Source organism: Massilia pinisoli (genome assembly GCF_024753285.1).
GTDB lineage: Bacteria > Pseudomonadota > Gammaproteobacteria > Burkholderiales > Burkholderiaceae_D > Telluria > Telluria pinisoli.
Genome location: NZ_JANUGW010000003.1, coordinates 331,970 through 350,722, shown reverse-complemented (window position 1 = coordinate 350,722; position 18,753 = coordinate 331,970). Strand labels below are relative to the sequence as shown.

The window sequence follows — 18,753 nt, the reverse complement described above, 5'->3', positions numbered from 1 at the left end:
AATTTTTTTTGCATGATTTTTGGCCCGTTCCGGGCCGTTCGCGACCGCGCAGGCGCCCTCCTCGCGCCGGTGAGAAAGCCGACTGAGCGAACTCAGCCATTCTCACCAAATCACACACAGTTGTTACAAACGCGAATGAAATCCATTTAACAATAAAACTTGTCCTGCTTAAATCTTTTGAATCAGTGTGAAATTTCACACTGACCCGACCGGAAACTTTCACTTGTTCAATTTACTACAATAAATTTCACAGTTTGGGTACTGCCGAGCGTGTGTGTTTTTCTTTTTCCCTAGGAAAACGGAGTTACCGCACTGCACCAAATAGTTAAATTTAGAATAAGAAGTTTTATTGAGAAGCATTGTTTCGGGTGATAGTCTTTGCGCTTTCTCAACAAGGAGGCTCTCATGCGAAACAATTTTGTGACCCGTCTCAACCGCCGCAACCGTAAAGAATCCGGTCAGGGCATGACCGAATACATCATCATCGTCGCCCTGATCGCCGTCGCCGCCATCGCCGTGACCCAGCTGTTCGGCACCACGGTCCGCACCCAGATGGGCGCGATCGCCAGCGAGGTCGGCGGTAATGACGCGCAAGCCGACGTCACGCGCGCCGCCACCGCCGGTTCGACGGCAGCGACCACCGCGCAAACGAAACGTTCGCTGTCGACCTACGGCAACCAGCAGACGGCCGGTTCCGCCGGTACGAACTGATCGGTCGATCCCATCGCGACGTAACCCGGCCCGAACGCCGCCGCTCCGGCGGCGGCATGACGGCCCGTAACAACCGCATCAACCATGCCCGACTTCACATCATCCGCCCGCCGTCCGCGCCTGTCCCTCCGGCAGCGCGGCCAGGCATTGGTTTTCGGGATCGCGGTCCTGCTGGGCGCGGCCGCCGCGACGTTTTATGTTTTTAACACCGGACAATTGACTGCCGAGAAGACCAAGCTCGTGAACACGGCCGACGCGGTGGCGTACAGCGCCGGTGTCATGCACGCGCGCGCGCTCAACTTCGACGCCTACACGAACCGTGCGCTGATTGCCAACGAGGCGACGATCGCGCAGATGGTCAGCATCTCGTCGTGGCTGCAGTATTCGAAAGGCCATGTGCAGGGCGTGCCGCCGCTGTACTGCTATTCGCAGTATTCGGTGCCGGTCGCACTGGCGACGACGACCTATATACCGCTGTGCTATGCGCTGTCCTATCCTGCCGGCTACACGGTGGTGAACTACGCCGACAGCATTGTCAACGGTACGGGCGGGGGCTTGGGTGGAGGCGCCATCGCCGTGGCGGCCGCCGAGGTCGCCAAAGCGGAACTGAAAGCGATGCAGGCGACCATGTTCGCCGGTTTCCTGTACGCGCGCACCGCCCTGGTCCAGGAGGTCGCGGACGCCAACTACCGCAACGACGGGAGCGTGTCCGTCACGCCGTTGCCGCTGAAGGACGACTGGACGTCATTCCAGGGCGGCGGCTTCTTCATTTCCCGTCATACGGGGAACCAGCGCCAGCGCATGCGCGACCTCATCGTCCACGTCGTCAATAGCGACGATTTCGTGCATAACCGGTCGTGGACGTCATCGTCGCCCTGGCCTTGCAACCCGGCTGTCCCGAGCGGCACCGCGGACCGCTCCGGCGGCACCGTACTCAACGGCTATAACTCGTGGGAAGCCCGCGACCAGGCCCACTTCGAGATCCGCAAAAAGAGATTCCGCGGCTTGAGCCTCCGTTGCGTCACAACCGCCAATTACTCACTCGGCAACGGCCATCGCAAGACGACGTCGAATCCCAGCAGCGCCTGGTACTACAGCGGCGTGCCCGAGTTCTACGAGCTGTCCGACGCGGCGCTCAACTACACGCCGACGGGGTCGAGCCACCCCGATCCGCGGCTGCAATTCGCCATCCGCGTCACGCGTCCCATGAACCAGACGAGAACGTCGGCGGGCACGTCGGCCGTCAAGCCGGGCGGCCGCCTGCACATGTTCGATGGCGCCGCGGCCGGCGGCGTGCTGGCCGCCGTCGCGACGTCGGAAGTCTATTTCGACCACGAGCGAGAAAAGGACGGTGCCACCGAGCTGGGCAGCCTGTTCAACCCGTATTGGCAAGTCCACCTCGTCGGCAACTCCACCGCCGTCGTGGCCGCCGCAACTGCGCTGCAAGGAGTCGCAACACCATGAATCACATCCGTTCCCGCGCCTGCGCGGCACTCATCCTCACGCTCGCCGCGCCGCTGGCACCCGCCATGACCGCCGTCGAACGGCAAGTCGACGCCGCCAGCGCGCCCCACACGGCGCTGGGACGCGCCGCAAGGCCGGTCACCGTCCACTACGTCCATCGCAAGGACGAGTATGCGAACAGCCCGCACTTCCGCAGCCTGCGGGAGACCTTCAAGCATGCCGTCGCGGTTTGCGTCGAAGCCAACCGGCGCCTGGGCCGCCCCGCGCATCCCCCCGCCGCGTTCCCGGACCAGATCCTGCGCGTCCATAATTTCGACTATTCGGCGCCGAACCGCAACATCGTCTACTCGGTGAGCTACGGCGTGCAAATGGCCGAAGATTGCAGCCTGTACGAAATCGAGCGGCGCAGCGCCGTGCTGAGTTCCACCAAAGGCGAGTGCCGCATCGACCTCGTCGACAAAAAGGCCGAAGGCGAATGCGATGCGAGGGGCCATGCGAACGCCGCGCCCCGCCCGCGCAGCCCCACGCGCGCGCAGTACGACGCCACCACTGCGGCGCTCGCGGCCGACCCGCGCCTGACGGAGCGGATGAACGCCGTGCGCCAGTTGACGGGCCTTGCACCGGGGGCGGCGGCGGCTGCCGAGCGCCTGACCATCGCCGGCCACGTCTGCGAAGTCGTGCAACCCACGCCCGGCGGCGCCGGCGCCTGCGTCAGCAAGGAAGGCAGCTTCATTCCCGCCGCCGGCACCGAAGGCGTCGTGCTGATGGAGATCTTCGGCCCGGAAAAGATCAAGGCCGTCGACGTGAAGTTCGACATGCCCGTCGACCCCGCCATCTTCACGCCTTACCTGTCCGGCGGATACACGATCACGTCGGGGCGTGACCAATGAGCCCGCGGCACCTCCACCGGCGCGTCGCGCGCGGCCAGGCGCTGGTCGAATTCCTCGGTCTGGCGCTGGTCCTGGTCCCCATTTTCCTGCTGCTGCCGATGATCGCGAAATACCAGGACATGGTGCATTCGACGGAGATGGCCGCGCGCTACGTCGCGTTCGACGCGACCATCCGCAACGACGCCGCGAACGGCGGCTGGAAGCCGGACGGCCAGCTCGCGGGCGAGGTGCGGCGCCGGTTCTTCAGCAATCCGACCGCGCCCATCAAGACCAACGACGTGCCCGGCGACTTCAAGGCGCACCAGAACCTGTTCTGGCGCGATCCGTTGAACAATTCGCTGATCCGCAGCTTCGACAACGACGTGGGCGTCAGCTTCGGCGAGACCGCGAGCACGAACCGCGCCGCCGGATTCCGCGGCGCGTCCGACGACACGGTCTTCTTCCACCACAGTGCACTGGACCTGAATGCGCGCGGCATCTTCCGCGGTAACGTGAGCGTGACGGTCGCCAACCTGCCGGGGACGCTGAACGGCCCGACGCACAGCTACGACGGCCTGAAGGCGATCAACCTCGTGCTCCGGCGCCACGTGGACCTCGTCCCGGACGCCTGGACGGCGCGGGACCCCAACGACGTCATCAGCCACATCGATGGCGGGATCGTCAACCCGGGCGCCGCGCTCGGATGGTTAAAGCCGATCATCGATCCCGCCGTCGGGCTGATGGAATTGCCCGGCGGGGTCTGCATGACTTGCGGCCCGAAGATCGGCCAGCTCGATTACTGGCGCGAAGAGGTGCCGGCCGACCGTCTCGTCCACTGACACCATGACGCACGCCACCTCCCTCCACCGCCCGTCCCGCGCCCGCGCGTGCGCGCTCGCCGCCGCGCTGTTGCTGGCCGGCGCAACCTGCGCCGCCGCACCGGCCGCATCCTGGCCGAGCGTGGCGCTGCCGTCCGGCGCCAAGCCGTTCCAGATCGGCGAACAACTGTCGGTCGGCGGCTATCCCATGCGGCTGCAGGGCTTCGTGACGAACACGGCGCCGCTCGAGACGGCCGAATGGTTCCGCCGCAGCCTGGGCCAGCCGCTCGTCGAGGACGTCGTGATGGACAAGCTGGTGCTGGGCCAGGCCAGGGGCGGTTACTACGTGTCGGTGATGCTGGAAGCGCTGCCGAACGGACGCACCGGCACGCGCGGCACGGTCACCGTGTCGGACCTGAAGACGGCCTACGACCGCCGCGACGCGACGCGCGCCGTCAACGAACACCTGCTCGCGCGCCTGCCGTACGGCACGCGCCTCGTGAACCAGATGACGTCGACGGAACGCGGCAAGGCCACGGCCTACGTCATGGCGGAGAACGGCCAGAGCCCGCAGCTCAACCGCGACTACCTCGTCGACAAACTGCAGGCGGAAGGCTATGTCCTCGAACGCGAAGCGCGCCCCGACACGGCGCGGGCGCCCTCGCTGCCGGAAACGCTGGCTGCCGGACGCACCTTGTTCTTCAAGGGGAAGAACAAGGAAGCGATGGCCGTCATCCGCCCCGCCATCAAAGAGGGCTACACCAGCATCGTGATCCAGACCACCAACCTCGTGGAGGCAATCAAATGAACTACAAACGCCGTCCGGCGCGCCAGCGCGGCCAATCGTTGATGGAATACGTCGTCGTCTGCGCCGCGCTGGCGCTGGCGCTGTTCGTTCCGCTGCCCGGCCTGGGCGACACGGGCGGCACCGGCGCGCCGCGCACCGCCGTCCAGATCCTGCTCGACGGTTTCCGTAATGCCTACGACCGTTTCAGCTACGCCCTTTCGCTGCCCTCGTAAGAAGTCATGCCATGAACTCCACTGCCAAAGCCACCGTTACACGCATCCGCCAATTCCGTCCCAACCGCACCTGGATCCTGCTGGGCGTCGCGCTGACCATCGGCGTGCTCGCCGCACTGGCCGCGCGCAGCTACCTCACGCGCCAGATGCAGGCCATCGAGGCGACGTCGAAAGGCAAGACCGTCACCGTCATCGTGGCCAAGCACGACATCCCGCAAGGCGCGGCGCTGTCCGCCGAAAACATGGCGCTGCGCCCGATCCCGGCCGAATACGCGCACTCGGCCGCGCTCTTGCCCGACGACTTCGAGCGCGTCGACGGCCAGCGCCTCGCGTATCCCGTCAAGAGCGGCGAGATGATCCTGTGGGGCCTGATGGAGACGCAGCGCATGCCCACGTTCTCCGCCCGCGTGGAAGCGGGCCGGCGCGCGATGACGGTTCCCGTCGACGAGATCAATTCCATCTCCGGCATGCTGGAACCGGGCGACACGATCGACCTGCTCGTCACGGTCGAGCGCGAGGGGAAGAAATCGACGTTCCCCGTCATGCAGAACGTGGCCGTGATGGCCACCGGCCAGCGCTCGCTGGACGATCCGAAGTCCGGCGGGCCGCGCCAGTACTCGACCGTCACCATCAACACGAGCCCGGAGGAAGCGCGCCTCTTGATCGCGGCGCGCGACGGGGGCCGCATGACCGCATTGCTGCGCAACCCGCAGGACAAGCAGCCGATCGCCGGCAAGTACGACGTGGCCGCCCTGCTGGGCCTCGGCGGTGCGGCCCCGGTGCGTGGCGGCGGCCGCGGCCGGCGCGAGATCCCGGTCCTGTACGGCGGCAGCATGAAGAACCTGCCGCCGGACGCGCTGCGCCTCGCGCCCCGTCCGGGTGCCGACACGGCGGACGCCGGGTCCGCACCGGCACCGGCGCCGGCGCCAGGCAGCGCGGCCGCGCAGGCCGCAGGCGCACCGTGACCGTCCGCAGGCCCATTTGATTTGCCGCCGGCGGACACGCAGGCCGCCGGCGTTTTGAATTCACCGCTGCCGCTCACCGCGGCGGCGCCAACTTCCCAGCACAACCTTTATGACATCGACCGTACCGACATCGACCCGCCTGCCGCTGCGCGGCGTCCTCGCCGCCTGCGTGGCCCTCGCCTGCGCCACTGCCCCGTCCATCCCGTCCGCCCAGGCCGGCCCCGTCGCGGCCGTGCCCGCGCCCGCAGCCGCGGCCGCACCAACGCCTGCGCCCGAAACGCGCCGCAACGTGCTGGACGACGTCAGCCACGCCCGCCCGGCCGCGCGCCGCGGCGCCGCCGCGGACGTGCCGTATGCGCCGATCGGCAAGACGGACAGCGCCGACGACGCGATGGTGCCGGACGTCGAAATGTTCGTCGGCGAGTCGCGCGTGTTCCCGGCGCCGGGGCTCGCGCGGATCGCAGTCGGCAACGGCAACATCCTGTCCGCGTCCGCGCTCGACGACCGCGAAGTGATCCTGTTCGCGAACGCGCCCGGCACGACGACACTGTTCGTCTGGAACGGCAACGGCCGCTACCAGCGCGTGAAGGTCCACATCGTGCCGGGCGACATGGCGCGCGTCGCGCGCGAAGTCGCGACCTTCCTCGCCACGATCCCGAACGTCAAGACGTCGGTCGTCGGCGACAAGGTCATCGTCGAGGGCAACGCGCTGTCCGACGAAGACCGCGACAAGGTGGCCGAACTGGCCAAGCGCTATCCGCAGATCGTCAACTTCACCAGCGCCGTCGGCTGGGAAAAGATGGTCATGATGGACGTGAAGGTCGTGGAATTCCCGAAGACGCAGCTGAGCGAGATCGGTATGAAATGGACGTCCACGGGCGGCGCGGCGCTGGCCGGCGTATGGCGCCCGATCCGGCGCGGCAAGGATGGTCCGTACACGATCGACATCCCCGCCAGCGGCGCCGGCAACGGCCTGCCCGTCACGGACTCGCAGCCCGGCGGCGGCGCGGGCACGACGGCGACGCTGCCGTCGGCATTGAACATCCTCAGCGGCGTGAACATGGGCTTGGCGGCCCAACTCAACCTGCTGGAACAGAAAGGCACCGCGAGCGTCCTCGCCGAACCGCAGCTGTCGGCGCGCAGCGGCTTCAAGGCCAGCTTCCTCGCGGGCGGCGAGTTCCCGTATTCCGTCGCCTCACAGCAGGGCGTGACGATCCTGTTCAAGCAGTACGGCATCAAGCTCGACATCGAACCGAAGATCGGCCGCGACGGCGTCATCCGCGCCGTGATCGAATCGGAAGTGAGCTCGATCGACCCGTCCGTCACGACGGCCGCCGGCCCGGCGCTGCTGACGCGCCGGACGAAGACGGAGTTCAACACGCACGACGGCGAGACGATTGTGCTGTCCGGCCTCCTCCAGCGCAACATCAGCAGCGATGTCGACAAGGTGCCCTTCCTCGGCAGCCTGCCCGTACTGGGCCCGCTGTTCCGCTCGAAGCGCTACCAGAACAAGGAGACGGAACTGGTCGTGTTCGTGACCCCGACCATCGTCGATTCACGCACGCCCGGCCTCGTCGACCGCGTGCAGCGCACGAACCAGCGCCTGTCCGAGCGGCTCGACGGGCCGCCGCACCTGAGCGATCCGCTGCAGCCGGGCCGTCCGGCCGAAAGAGTCAACCAGGCCGTGCCGGCGCTGCCGCCCGCGCCGCCCGCCGCACGTGCGCAGACGGACACCGCAACCGAGTAAGCGCGAGGAGGAGCCATGCTACAGATCGAGATCACCGACCCGGACGGCGCGCGCCGCCTCGTGCAGGCGCCGGACGATTGCGTCATCGGCAAGGGCCGCGACAGCGAGGTCCGGCTCGACAGCTGGCGCGTCGGCCGCGAGCACGCGCGCCTGTTCCGCACGCCCGGCGGCGTGCTGCTGGAAGACATGGGCGCGTTCGGCGGCGTGTTCGTCAACGAGTCGCGCATCGCCGTGCAGCACGGCCCCTTGCGCGGCAGCGACGTGATCGCCATCGGCCCGTACCGCCTGCGCGTGCTCGAAGTCGCACCGGCCGGCTTCGCGCAGGCCGCGGCGCCCGGCTCGCGTTCGAGCACCGCCACGCAGCGCAACCAGAACGCCAGCGACGCGCTGCGCGCCTCGCGCGAACAGGCCGTGCAGGCGCAGGAAGAAGTGCTGCGCAATCGCGCCGACGAGCGCCCGGCCGACGGCTTCCCCGTCGTCGTCGCCGCCACGCCGGTCAAGGAACTGGAATTCGAATGGCGCAAGCGCATCCACAACAAGCTGCTCGACGCCATCGACCTGCGCCGGCGCGACGTGTCGGCGATGTCGGACGCGCAGCTGCGCAGCGAAACGGGCGCCCTCATCGACGCCATCATGGAAGAACTGGCCGGCGAGCTGCCGCGCGAGCTCGACCCGGCGCTGCTGAGCCGCCAGGTGCTGAACGAAGCCATCGGCCTCGGGCCCCTGGAAGAACTGCTCGATGACGACAGCATTTCCGAGATCATGGTGAACCGCTACGACCAGATCTACGTGGAACGCAACGGCCGCCTGCAGCGCCACCCGCTCACGTTCACGGGCGACCGCGCCGTGCTGGGCGTCATCGAGCGCATCGTGGCGCCGCTGGGCCGCCGCATCGACGAATCGTCGCCGATGGTCGATGCGCGCCTGAAGGACGGTTCGCGCGTGAACGCCATCATCCCGCCGCTTGCGCTGAAAGGCCCGACGCTCACGATCCGTAAATTCGCGAAGCGCAAGCTGAGCGCGTCCGACCTCGTCGACTTCGGCGCCATCAGCCCGGAGATGGCGGAATTCCTGCAGGTGTGCGTCGAGGCGCGCAAGAACATCATCGTCTCCGGCGGCACGGGCTCGGGCAAGACCACCCTGCTCAACATCCTGTCGAACTTCATCCCGGACGGCGAACGCATCATCACGGTGGAGGATGCGGCCGAGCTGCAGCTGCACCACGACCACCTGATCAGCCTCGAATCGCGGCCCGCGAACGTGGAGGGCAAGGGCTCGGTCGCCATCCGCGACCTGGTTCGCAACACGCTGCGGATGCGCCCCGACCGCATCGTCGTCGGTGAGTGCCGCGGCGCCGAGGCGCTCGACATGCTGCAGGCGATGAACACGGGCCACGAAGGCTCGCTCACGACCTTGCACGCGAACACGCCGCGCGACGGCCTCGCGCGCCTGGAGACGATGGTGCTGATGGCCGGCATGGACCTGCCGCTGACCGCCATCCGCGAGCAGATCGCATCGGCCGTCGACATCATCGTGCAGCAGACCCGCTTCTCGTGCGGCTCGCGCAAGGTCACGTGCATCACGGAGATCACCGGCATGGAGAGCGGCAAGATCCAGCTGCAGGACGTGTTCCGCTTCGTCAGCCGCGGCTATGCCGGCGACCGCGGCACGCACCGCATCCAGGGCTATTTCACGGGCTGCGGCATGGTTCCCACGTTCTACGAAGAGCTGCGCGCGACTGGAGCACAACTCGACATGGCCCTGTTCACGCCGCACCCCGACGAGCGCGACGACGACGACGACGGCCGCGTGACCCACCTGCAGGCGGAGGCACGGCGATGAACAGCAGCACCGTCCTGATGTCGTTCAGCCTCGTGATCGCCCTGGCGGCCGCCGTGCTGACCTGGTTCGTGATCGACATGGGCACCGCGACGCTGAAGCGCTACCGCACCAGCTTCACCAAGCGCGCCAACTTCCAGGCTCGCGAGTTCTTCCTGTTCATCGACCCGCGCAAGCTGTTCGCCGCCAACATGGCCGTCGTGGCGCTGGTGCCGCTGCTGGTGTGGATGGCCTCCGGCAGCATGATGCTGGCGCTGCCCGTGCTGCTGATGATGGGCCTCTTCCCGCGCGCGCTGTACGCGTGGATGCGCAACCGCCGGATGCACAAGTTCGAGGAACAGCTGCCGGACGCCCTCATGATGCTGGCGGGCGGCATGCGCGCCGGTATCGGCCTGAACGCCGCGATGGTCCAGCTGGTCGCCGAGGCACCGGCGCCGCTGGGCCAGGAATTCTCGCTGCTGCTGCGCGAGCAGCGCCTCGGCCTGCCGCTGGAACAGAGCCTCGCGAACCTCGCGCGCCGCGTGCCGACGCAGACGACAACGCTCGTCGTGTCCGCGATGCGCATCGCCACCGAGACGGGCGGCAGCCTGGCCGAGACGCTCGAACGTACCGCGAACACGATCCGCAGCCGCCTGCAAATGGAAGGCAAGATCCGTGCGCTGACGGCGCAGGGCAAGCTGCAGGCCTGGGTCGTCGGCGCGCTGCCGGTGGCGCTGATGCTCGTGCTGAACCGGATGGAGCCGGAGGCCATGTCTCACCTGTGGAACGAACGGATCGGCTGGGCCACGCTCGCCGTGCTCGCGGTGTTCGAGGGCCTGGGCATCTACGTGATCCGCAAGATCGTTGCCATCGACGTGTGAGGACGCCATGTTGAACTTTTTGCTCAAGCATCCCGACTTCGTGCTCATGCTGCTGGCCGTGGCCATCGGCCTGGCGGCCGCGCTGACCGGCTGGCTCCTGAGCCGCACCGTGGCCGACGTGCCGCAGGAAGACCGCGCCTTCAAGGACCCGCCGCCGCCGGCGTTCCGCGCGGTATGGTGGCCGATCCACTGGACCGCCTACTTCATCGATCCGCTGTTGTCGGACAAATCGCACCGCGACACGCTGGCCAGGCTGCGCAAGGCGGGCCTCGATTACGCGCTGACGCCCAGCCAGTTCCTCGGCGCGCGTCTCGTCAGCGCCGTGCTGGTCGCGCTGCTGTGCTGGTGGGTGCTCGGGTCGTTCGACCGCCCCGACATGTTCGCCAACGGCGCCAGCGCGACGGTGTACCTCGAGGTCGCCGCGGCCGGGGCGCTGTTCGGCTACGCGTATCCGGCGATGTGGCTGCGCGACCGCGTCACCTTGCGCCGCAGCGAACTGCTCAAGAGCCTCCCGTTCTACCTGGACATCATCACCTTGTGCGTGGAGGCGGGCCTGAACCTGCAGGGCGCGTTGAGCCAGGCCGTCGCGCGCGGCCCCAAGGGCATGCTGCGCGACGAGCTGCAACGCGTGCTGCGCGACATCCGTGCGGGCCGCAGCCGCGCCGAGGCGCTGCGCACAATGGCCGAGCGCCTCAACGAACCGGGCGTCAGCACGTTCACGGGCGCCGTGATCCAGGCAGAAAGCATGGGCATGAGCCTGGGCCCCGTGCTGCGCGCGCAGGCCGACCAGCGCCGCAGCGAGCGCTTCCTGCGCGCCGAGAAGCTGGCGATGGAAGCGCCGGTCAAGCTGCTGTTCCCGCTGATCGCCTTCATTTTTCCATGCACGTTCATCGTGCTGTTCTTCCCCATCGCGATGAAATTCATGCAGGAGGGACTGTAAGACCATGACGGACCGTACGATCCTTCACACGGCCAGCGGCGCGCACCCGCTCGACATCGCGCTCGCGGACGGTTTCTGGTCGCGCCTGCGCGGCCTGATGCTGGCGCCGCCGCTCGCACCAAGCGCCGGCCTCCTGCTGACCCGCTGCGCCAGCGTGCACTGCGCCTTCATGCGCCAGGCCATCGACGTCGTGTACCTGGACGCAAACGGCATCGTCCTCGCGTGCGTGCCGCGCCTGAAGCCGTGGCGCGCGAGCGCGCAGCGCGGCGCGCGCCACACGCTCGAACTGGCGGCCGGCGCCATCGACCGCCTGGGCATCCGTCCGGGCGACCGCCTCGTCCACCCCGGCCTCGCACGCAGGGACGCACCGCGCCTGCGCGCGCATGCGCAAAGCGGTATCGCGATGGTCGAATTCATCGTGGTGGGCCCGATGCTGACGCTGATCGGGCTGGGCATCCTGCAGTACGCGATGATCTTCTTTGCCAAGAATCAGGTGAATCACGCGACGTTCATGGCGGCGCGCGCGGGGACCATGGACCACGCGAACCTCGCCACGATCAAGGCCGAATACGCGAAGGCGCTGGTACCGATGTACGGTGGCGGGACGAGCCCCACCGAGATCGCCACGGCGCTGGCCAAGGCAACCACCGACATCAACGTCAACAACGTCGCGCGGATCAGGATGCTCAACCCGACCGCCGAAAGCTTCGCCGACTGGAAAGAGCCGAAGCTGGCGGTGAAGTACAACACGGGCGGCAAGCTCGTGATCCCGAACGCCAACCTGAGCTCCAAGGACCAGAGAATCGGGGCCACTTCCGGCCAGACGATCTACGACGCCAACCTGCTCAAGCTGCGCATCCTGCACGGCTACCTGCCGAAGATTCCGGTGGCGAGCACCGTGTTCGTCGCCTACCTGAAGGCCATGGACCCGGGCAACGACCCGGAATACACGGCCCTCGTGCAGGCGGGCCGCATTCCGCTGACGATCAACGTCACGATGCACATGCAGTCCGACGCGATCGAACAGACGCCGGAAAGCTCACCGGGCGCGGGCAACAACGGCACGCCGACGAACCCGGGCGACCCGCCCGTGAGCCAGAACCCGCCGCCGACCTGCACCGGCATCGGCTGCACGCCCCATGACCCCGTCGATCCGGGAACGCCGTGCACGGGGAGCGATTGTCCCGTGTGCTCGGGTGGCTGACTCATTTTTAACTTGAAACCGACGACATCCATGTTATTTCGACCGTTGACGACATCGATGCTGCGGGCCGCGCTGATGCTGGCGCCGCTGGCGGTACCGGCCGGCGCCCAGACCATTCCGGGGTTTCCGCTGCCGCCGGCCTGTCCGCCCAACACCAGCTGTGTTCCCACGACGCCGCCGACGACACCCGGCACTTGCGGCCCCGGCCCGGGCGGCAACACGTGCGGCTCAGGTGGTCCCGCGTCCGGCGGTGGCACGACAGGTATCAACGTCGGCGCCGGCAATCCCATCAACATCATCAACGGCAACAAGTACCAGCGCGAAGTCGACATGCCGGCGCTGCCGGGCGTGCTCGGGCTCGAGATCGTACGTCACTACAACAGCGTGTTCAGTGGCCGCAACAACTCGACCAATCTGGTCGGGCGCGGCTGGAAGCTCTCCTACGAAACCGAGCTGTATGCGACGGCCACGACGCTGCAAGTCATCCAGGCCGACGGCACGCGCATCATCTTCAGCCGCGATGCGCGCCATCCGAGCCTGTGCGCCAGCGGCGATCCCGCGGACGGCACCATCGAAATCGTCACGCGGGGCCGTGACGACGAGTATCTCTGGACCATGGCCGATGGCCGCAAGCTCAGTTTCGACACGAAGGGCAAGCTCGTACAGATCCTGAGCCCGGGCGGCGAGTTCGTCACGCTGCGCTACGACCCGAACGGGCTGCTGCTGAGCGTGACCGATCCGCAGGGCCGCAGCCTGCGCCTGAACTACCGCGGCCGGACGGGCACCGCGTTTGCCGGCGTGGCATCGATCGACAGCCCTCTTGGGCGCTTCACTTACCTGCACGGCAGCGCGCCACCTCGCGGCACGTCGGCTGGCGCGCGCGACCTGCTGGCCAACCTCGTCGGTGTGCGCTATCCGAACGGTACCGGCGGACGCGATTACCATTACGAAGACGCGCTCCGGCCGACCTACCTGACCGGCATCAGCGTGCTCAAGGAGCAGAATCGCGCCGAACGCTACGCGACCTATCGTTATGATGCCGATGGCAAGGCCATCTCGACCAGCCACGCCGGCAACAGCCAGAAAGTCGACCTCGACTTCAGCGTAGGGGGCCGGACCACGCTGACGAACAGCCTGGGCCAGAAGACCGTCTATCGCCATGCCGTACTGGCGGGCCAGTACCGCCTGCTCGAGATACGCGGCCCTGGTTGCGGCCAATGCGGGGAAACCAATCTGCGCTACGACTACGACGCGGTGGGCCGCCTGATCCAGACCGTCAAGCTGGATCGCGATGGCCGGCCGCTGCGGGCGCTGCGTACGGAACTGGATGCGCGCAGCCGGCCGCTGGCGATCCGGCAGATCGCCTACGTCGACGGCAGGCCCGGTCGAACCGAGTTGGTGACGCGCTACGAGTACGGCCGGTTCGACACCCCGACGCTAATCGTCCGGCCGAGTGTCGTGAAGGGCAAGCAAGCGCTGGTCCGGATCGAATACAACGCCGCGGCGCAGCCGCTCAGCATCAGCGAAAGCGGCTGGGCACCGGACGCAGGCGGCAAGCCGGTGTCGATCACGCGCACGACGCGCTACGTCTACCGGACGATCAACGGCCGCAGCCTGTTGTCCCGCATCGACGGGCCGCTCGCCAACGGCAAGAGCGGGACACCGGCCGATTCCGACGTCACGGACATCGAATGGGATGCCAAGGGCAACGCCCCGGTCGCGCTGACCGTTCCGGGCGGCGCGCACAGCCGGATCGACTACGACGCGCAGTGGCGCATCGCGCAGGTGAGCGGCGACGGCGGTGCCGTCACGCGGTATGGCTACGATGCACGCGGCCGGCGCAGCACCGTGGCGACGGGCGACGTCGTCTGGCAGACACGCTACGACGCGCTCGACCGGATCGCGGAAACGGGATACACCCGTGACGGCAAGTATATGGCGTTGCGCCGCAACGGCGCGGACCTGGGCGGCTTGAACGCGTGGAGCGTGACGTCGACCGGCCAACTGCGCCAGCAGCTATTCGACACCGAAGGCCGCCTGCGCGAGAGCAGCCTGCGCGCGGGCGCGGAGGCGCGCGTGCGTCGCATCACGTACGACGACGCCAACCGGCCGACGAGCATACACGACGTCGACGGCGGCACGGTGCGCATCGCCTGGAACGCGGCGGACCGGGTCGAAGCCCGCATCGATGCGCTGGGCCGTGCGCAACGCTATCGCTACGACGCGTCGGGACAGCTGGCCGAGGTGATCGACGCGGCCAACACGTGGCAGGCACAGGCAACGGACATCGAACGCGACGAGCTCGGCCAGACGACGGCGGTGATCGCTGCCAACGGCGCGCAGACCCGGTACGTCACCGACGACTTCGGCCGCGTGCTGGCGATCGACAGCCCGGACAGCGGCGTGACCACGCGCCGCTATGACGAAGCGAACCGCCTCGTCGCCGCCACCGACGCACTCGGCAACGTGACCGAATACCGGTACGACGCGGCGGGACGTATCGTACGCCAGAGCGTGACCGGCAAGGACGGCGGACGCCCCCTCGTCACCACGTGGACGTATGCGAGCAGGCTGCTGGTCGCGGTCGACCATCCGGTGCAAAGCGAACGTTATACGTACGACCCCGAGGGCCGCCTGCTCGCGAAGACGGTGACGCTGCAGCGTGAAGGCGCCGCGCCGATCGTCAACACCACCCGCTATCAGTACGATGCCGCGGGCCAGCCGAGCAGCGTCTCGCTGGCCGACGGCAGCCTGCTGCAGGTACGCCGCGATGGGCTGAACCAGGTCGTCGCCCTGGAACGGCAGCGCATCCTGACGCCGTGGCTGCGCTGGCTCCTGCCCGCCGAGCCGCTCGTCCAGGACATCCGGCGCGACCAGGTTGACGTCAGCGCGTTCGACTACGGCAACGGCATCCAGGCCCGTTACCAGCGCAGTGCGGCCGGTGCGTTGGCGCGCGTCGTGTACCGGCCGGCGGCCGGCACGCACAGCCCGTCCACGGCCGCCAACGCGAGCCTGGCGCTGTTGCTGGGTATCGCGCCCGCGCACGCCGCAACTGTCGAACACACGGCGACGCCGCTGGCGATCCCGTTCGACAAGCTGGCGGTGCTCGACTACCGCTATCTGTGGGACGTGCAAGGCAACCTGCTGCGCCTGGCCGATGCGGCCGGCGTGCGTGACCAGGCGTACGATGCGCACGACCGGTTGATCGTCGAATCGCGCCGCGACCTGCGCGACGGCTTGCGCAAGACGGCGCTCGACGACGGCTCGGACACCCGCTACTTCTACGACAATAGTGGCAACCGTGTCCTCGGCCAGGAAGGCGCAACGCTGCGGACGGCCTATGCGCCGCGCAGCAACCGCTGGCTTGGGCAGTCCGACGACACAGGCGCCGCCCGCTACGACGCGAGCGGCCAGCCGCGTGCCGTCGGCGATCGCGCCTACGATTGGGATGCCGCCGGCAGGCTGGCCGGCGTACGCGACGGTGGCCAGGTGTTGGCGACCTACCGCTACAACCACCGCGGCGAACGGGTCGGCAAGACGGTGCGCGGCGGCGCTACCTACTACCTCTACAGCGGACGCAAGGTGACCGCCGAGCTGGACGCGGCGGGCCGGGTGATGCGCGAATACGTGTATCTGGCGGGCCGGCCCGTCGCGGTCATCGACAGCGACGATGGCGCTGCGTCTGCGTCGCCGCCTGCTTCCGCGTTCGCGCAGGCGCTGCACGACGTCGCAACGGCCGCGGGCGCGTGGTTCGGGCGCGCGCGCCAGCGCGTGACTTACCTCCACACGAATCACCTCGGCGCACCGGAAGCGGCGACCGATGCGGCCGGCAAACTGGTCTGGAAAGCACGTTACGCCGCCTTCGGCAGCCTGCTGCCGGACGACGGCGTGCGCACGGCATTCCGGCAGCCGCTGCGGCTGCCCGGCCAGTACCAGGACGACGAGACGGGCCTGTACTACAACGACCACCGCTATTACGACCCGCGTACGGGCCGCTATCTGAGCCCGGATCCGCTGGGGCTTCATGCGGCCGCGAATGCCTATGCCTATGTCGACAGCAATCCGCTCAAGAATGTGGATCCGGAAGGGCTGGTTCTGTTTGCGTTCGATGGGACGGGGAATACACGAGACACTGAATGGCTACGGCAACATGGCAGTTCGCTCTCGAATGTGGCGATGTTCGAAAGCGCGTATGAGGACCGAAAGCGCTATGTCTCCGGCGTCGGTACGGTCGACCACGCAGATGGATTCCCCGACATCAATCCGTCGGACTACGTGCCCTGGTACATACCTTTGACGGCAGAACTGGGCGATATGGGGGCCAATTATTCCGGGCGGGCCCGGATCGAGCGGATGCAGCAGTACTTCAACCTCGAAGCCGACTCTGCGGACGACAACGATACGATGATGGTGGACATCATCGGCTTCAGCCGAGGCGCGGCCGAAGCCAGGGATTTTGCCAACCGGATCGTGGCGAACACCAACACTGGCTGGTACCGCTATTCGGCAACCGAAAACGGTACGACGGTCACCCGATGCCAGCGCGTGGGATTTCGCTTCATGGGCTTGTGGGATACCGTGCTCAGCACGGATTGGGGCTCCGGTCCCGCCTACCAACTTGGCATACCGGATCAGTTTTCCTACGTCGCACAGGCGGTGGCCCTGAACGAATATCGCGGATCGGCGCTGCGTGCCCTGCCGCATTCGTTTGGCGCCTTTCCGCTGGAATCGATCGCCGGGCGCCCGACGCCGGCAAACACGACCCGCATCGAGCGCGGTTTCATCGGCTCGCATGCCGATATCGGCGGCGGTTTCGCGACCGGTCAAAATGATCTGGCCAATGTCGCTCTCGATTGGATGATCGGCCAGGCCGTCAATGCTGGCGTTCCGATCCACGCTACCGCAGGTACGATATCGGCGAACCCCGTACTGCACGACAAGAGCGACAACCAGTACACCCCGACGGGCGCGCCTGCGGCGTACGAGGAAGACCGGCAGGTGCGCTATCGGGATGGCACGACGACGACACAACGCAATATGGGCGGCGACATCAAGATGCACTTCTCCGATACGACGCAGTTCATTTCTTACCTGCCCGGCACGACGGACGCCGACGGGAATCAGGTGCGCAATCCGCGGCCTGACTTTGTTACCGGTAGTGTCGATATGCGGGCTTACCTTGCATGGTTGAACCAAAACGGTTATCGAATCAATCTGACCGTTCAATGACAGGATGTTTACGATGAAAATACACGGACCACTGCGGTCGATGTTCCGCTTGCTTGGCCTGTTCAGTCTTCCCCTGCTGAGCGCTTGCGCGGCACCTCCGGCCAGCAACGATCAGGCAGCTGACCGACTACCCGGATTCAGCTCGCTCATGCTCGACGCCAATCCTGAAAAAACCGGGGTCACGATCTACAACGAATACGGTGATGCCATCGCCGCCGCATCGCGGTTAAACAAGAGGATTGTTCAAAATGACCATGGCGGTCCAAGGCGCATTCCTCGTTTCATCCGTGCCACCTGGCGCACGGGTAACTATCGCCTCACCCGCGAGGGCGCCTGGGAGGGCGGAACCCTCATGGGCGATTACACGGCCACGGTGGCCGAGCGCATCCCGCAGGCGGTCTTCGACTACATGCGCAAAAACGGAGGCTCGCTGCGGCTGAAAATCCGCGTGGTCGACGGCTCCGTGCTCGTCGGCTGGGATGTCGAAAAATACGTGTCGGTAGAAGGCTGGAAGCCGGGTGACGGCGACAGCGGCATGCATTACTACATGGTTGGCGGCGACTTCCGCGAAGACCAAATTTTTAACGGCAAAGTCGTGGAACCCGGCTGGGAACGTATCCCTCCGGCGGGAACGACGGCACCTGGACGCGTGAACCGATGACGATCCGACAAGACACCCACAACAAAAGAATCCGAATGCAATACCCCCACATCATGCTCGGCCTCATAGGACTGTGCGCGCTCGTCCCCGCTTTGGCCGCGGAGGAAGACGCCATTCTGATGCCGCCCGTATCCGTCATCTGCGTCAGGCAACACCCGGCGCTGGCGACGACCCCGCTCGGCGCCATGATGTCGGGCGTTCCGGAATTGTCGCGCCAGGTGGATGCTGCCAAAACCTGCCTCACCAAAGAGGCGCCTTTGTCGGCTGAATTCTGCACCGAACTCCTGAACAGGACGTGGAAATCGCTCGCCGAACGGCCGGCATCGTTTCGCGAGATCGTCGACAAACACCAGGAGCTGTCTCGCCTCAATGGCGTTGCGAAGTGCCTGTAACGGCACATCACACATCCGCACGTGCTTTTCCAGC

Annotated in this window: 15 protein-coding genes; all 15 read left to right on the top strand. The window is 66.9% G+C overall.

Going from position 1 to position 18,753, the window contains the following annotated elements:
* Nucleotides 1-405 precede the first annotated feature (405 nt).
* The 15 genes from NX784_RS05740 to NX784_RS05670 all read left to right on the top strand — a co-directional run bounded on the left by NX784_RS05740 (nucleotide 406) and on the right by NX784_RS05670 (nucleotide 18,719).
* The gene (locus tag NX784_RS05740) at nucleotides 406-711 is read left to right on the top strand and encodes a pilus assembly protein (RefSeq protein ID WP_258815705.1); all 306 of its coding nucleotides are present in this window, start codon (nucleotides 406-408) and stop codon (nucleotides 709-711) included.
* Nucleotides 712-795: 84 nt separating this feature from the next.
* Nucleotides 796-2,175, top strand: a complete 1,380-nt coding sequence (locus NX784_RS05735; protein ID WP_258815704.1) for a pilus assembly protein TadG-related protein — start codon at nucleotides 796-798, stop codon at nucleotides 2,173-2,175.
* Nucleotides 2,172-3,065 (top strand): hypothetical protein, encoded by an 894-nt coding sequence (locus NX784_RS05730; RefSeq protein WP_258815703.1) that lies wholly within the window; start codon nucleotides 2,172-2,174, stop codon nucleotides 3,063-3,065. The genes NX784_RS05735 and NX784_RS05730 overlap by 4 nt, the downstream gene beginning before the upstream one ends.
* Nucleotides 3,062-3,883 (top strand): hypothetical protein, encoded by an 822-nt coding sequence (locus NX784_RS05725; protein WP_258815702.1) that lies wholly within the window; start codon nucleotides 3,062-3,064, stop codon nucleotides 3,881-3,883. Before NX784_RS05730 ends, NX784_RS05725 begins: the two co-directional genes overlap by 4 nt.
* Before the next feature lie 4 nt (nucleotides 3,884-3,887).
* A complete protein-coding gene (locus NX784_RS05720) occupies nucleotides 3,888-4,670 on the top strand; it encodes a hypothetical protein (protein ID WP_258815701.1) in 783 nt (260 codons plus the stop codon).
* A complete protein-coding gene (locus NX784_RS05715) occupies nucleotides 4,667-4,882 on the top strand; it encodes a type II secretion system protein (RefSeq protein WP_258815700.1) in 216 nt (71 codons plus the stop codon). Before NX784_RS05720 ends, NX784_RS05715 begins: the two co-directional genes overlap by 4 nt.
* Nucleotides 4,883-4,893: 11 nt before the next feature.
* Nucleotides 4,894-5,847 carry a Flp pilus assembly protein CpaB gene (cpaB, locus tag NX784_RS05710; RefSeq protein WP_258815699.1) on the top strand — a complete coding sequence of 318 codons (954 nt, stop codon included), beginning with the start codon at nucleotides 4,894-4,896 and terminating at the stop codon, nucleotides 5,845-5,847.
* A 109-nt stretch (nucleotides 5,848-5,956) separates the two neighbouring features.
* On the top strand, nucleotides 5,957-7,594 hold the full coding sequence (locus NX784_RS05705) for a type II and III secretion system protein family protein (protein ID WP_258815698.1): 1,638 nt from the start codon (nucleotides 5,957-5,959) through the stop codon (nucleotides 7,592-7,594).
* Between the two features lie 15 nt (nucleotides 7,595-7,609).
* The gene (locus NX784_RS05700) at nucleotides 7,610-9,436 is read left to right on the top strand and encodes a TadA family conjugal transfer-associated ATPase (protein ID WP_258815697.1); all 1,827 of its coding nucleotides are present in this window, start codon (nucleotides 7,610-7,612) and stop codon (nucleotides 9,434-9,436) included.
* Nucleotides 9,433-10,293, top strand: a complete 861-nt coding sequence (locus NX784_RS05695) for a type II secretion system F family protein (protein WP_258815696.1) — start codon at nucleotides 9,433-9,435, stop codon at nucleotides 10,291-10,293. Before NX784_RS05700 ends, NX784_RS05695 begins: the two co-directional genes overlap by 4 nt.
* A gap of 7 nt (nucleotides 10,294-10,300) precedes the next feature.
* Nucleotides 10,301-11,233, top strand: coding sequence for a type II secretion system F family protein (locus NX784_RS05690; RefSeq protein WP_258815695.1), 933 nt, complete (start codon nucleotides 10,301-10,303; stop codon nucleotides 11,231-11,233).
* Nucleotides 11,234-11,237: 4 nt separating this feature from the next.
* Nucleotides 11,238-12,437: a DUF192 domain-containing protein gene (locus NX784_RS05685; protein WP_258815694.1), complete on the top strand. Its 1,200-nt coding sequence runs from the start codon at nucleotides 11,238-11,240 to the stop codon at nucleotides 12,435-12,437.
* A 30-nt stretch (nucleotides 12,438-12,467) separates the two neighbouring features.
* Nucleotides 12,468-17,666 carry an RHS repeat-associated core domain-containing protein gene (locus tag NX784_RS05680; RefSeq protein WP_258815693.1) on the top strand — a complete coding sequence of 1,733 codons (5,199 nt, stop codon included), beginning with the start codon at nucleotides 12,468-12,470 and terminating at the stop codon, nucleotides 17,664-17,666.
* Nucleotides 17,667-17,679: 13 nt separating this feature from the next.
* A complete protein-coding gene (locus NX784_RS05675) occupies nucleotides 17,680-18,327 on the top strand; it encodes a hypothetical protein (RefSeq protein ID WP_258815692.1) in 648 nt (215 codons plus the stop codon).
* A gap of 35 nt (nucleotides 18,328-18,362) precedes the next feature.
* Nucleotides 18,363-18,719, top strand: coding sequence for a hypothetical protein (locus NX784_RS05670; RefSeq protein ID WP_258815691.1), 357 nt, complete (start codon nucleotides 18,363-18,365; stop codon nucleotides 18,717-18,719).
* Nucleotides 18,720-18,753 lie beyond the last annotated feature (34 nt).

What these genes read in the sequence shown, in the direction of transcription:
- NX784_RS05720 (WP_258815701.1), top strand. Translation starts at nt 3,888, where the DNA reads ATGACGCACGCCACCTCCCTCCACCGCCCGTCCCGCGCCCGCGCGTGC.
- NX784_RS05695 (WP_258815696.1), top strand. Translation starts at nt 9,433, where the DNA reads ATGAACAGCAGCACCGTCCTGATGTCGTTCAGCCTCGTGATCGCCCTG.
- NX784_RS05730 (WP_258815703.1), top strand. Translation starts at nt 2,172, where the DNA reads ATGAATCACATCCGTTCCCGCGCCTGCGCGGCACTCATCCTCACGCTC.
- NX784_RS05670 (WP_258815691.1), top strand. Translation starts at nt 18,363, where the DNA reads ATGCAATACCCCCACATCATGCTCGGCCTCATAGGACTGTGCGCGCTC.
- NX784_RS05705 (WP_258815698.1), top strand. Translation starts at nt 5,957, where the DNA reads ATGACATCGACCGTACCGACATCGACCCGCCTGCCGCTGCGCGGCGTC.
- cpaB (WP_258815699.1), top strand. Translation starts at nt 4,894, where the DNA reads ATGAACTCCACTGCCAAAGCCACCGTTACACGCATCCGCCAATTCCGT.
- NX784_RS05685 (WP_258815694.1), top strand. Translation starts at nt 11,238, where the DNA reads ATGACGGACCGTACGATCCTTCACACGGCCAGCGGCGCGCACCCGCTC.
- NX784_RS05700 (WP_258815697.1), top strand. Translation starts at nt 7,610, where the DNA reads ATGCTACAGATCGAGATCACCGACCCGGACGGCGCGCGCCGCCTCGTG.
- NX784_RS05740 (WP_258815705.1), top strand. Translation starts at nt 406, where the DNA reads ATGCGAAACAATTTTGTGACCCGTCTCAACCGCCGCAACCGTAAAGAA.
- NX784_RS05715 (WP_258815700.1), top strand. Translation starts at nt 4,667, where the DNA reads ATGAACTACAAACGCCGTCCGGCGCGCCAGCGCGGCCAATCGTTGATG.
- NX784_RS05690 (WP_258815695.1), top strand. Translation starts at nt 10,301, where the DNA reads ATGTTGAACTTTTTGCTCAAGCATCCCGACTTCGTGCTCATGCTGCTG.
- NX784_RS05725 (WP_258815702.1), top strand. Translation starts at nt 3,062, where the DNA reads ATGAGCCCGCGGCACCTCCACCGGCGCGTCGCGCGCGGCCAGGCGCTG.
- NX784_RS05680 (WP_258815693.1), top strand. Translation starts at nt 12,468, where the DNA reads ATGTTATTTCGACCGTTGACGACATCGATGCTGCGGGCCGCGCTGATG.
- NX784_RS05735 (WP_258815704.1), top strand. Translation starts at nt 796, where the DNA reads ATGCCCGACTTCACATCATCCGCCCGCCGTCCGCGCCTGTCCCTCCGG.
- NX784_RS05675 (WP_258815692.1), top strand. Translation starts at nt 17,680, where the DNA reads ATGAAAATACACGGACCACTGCGGTCGATGTTCCGCTTGCTTGGCCTG.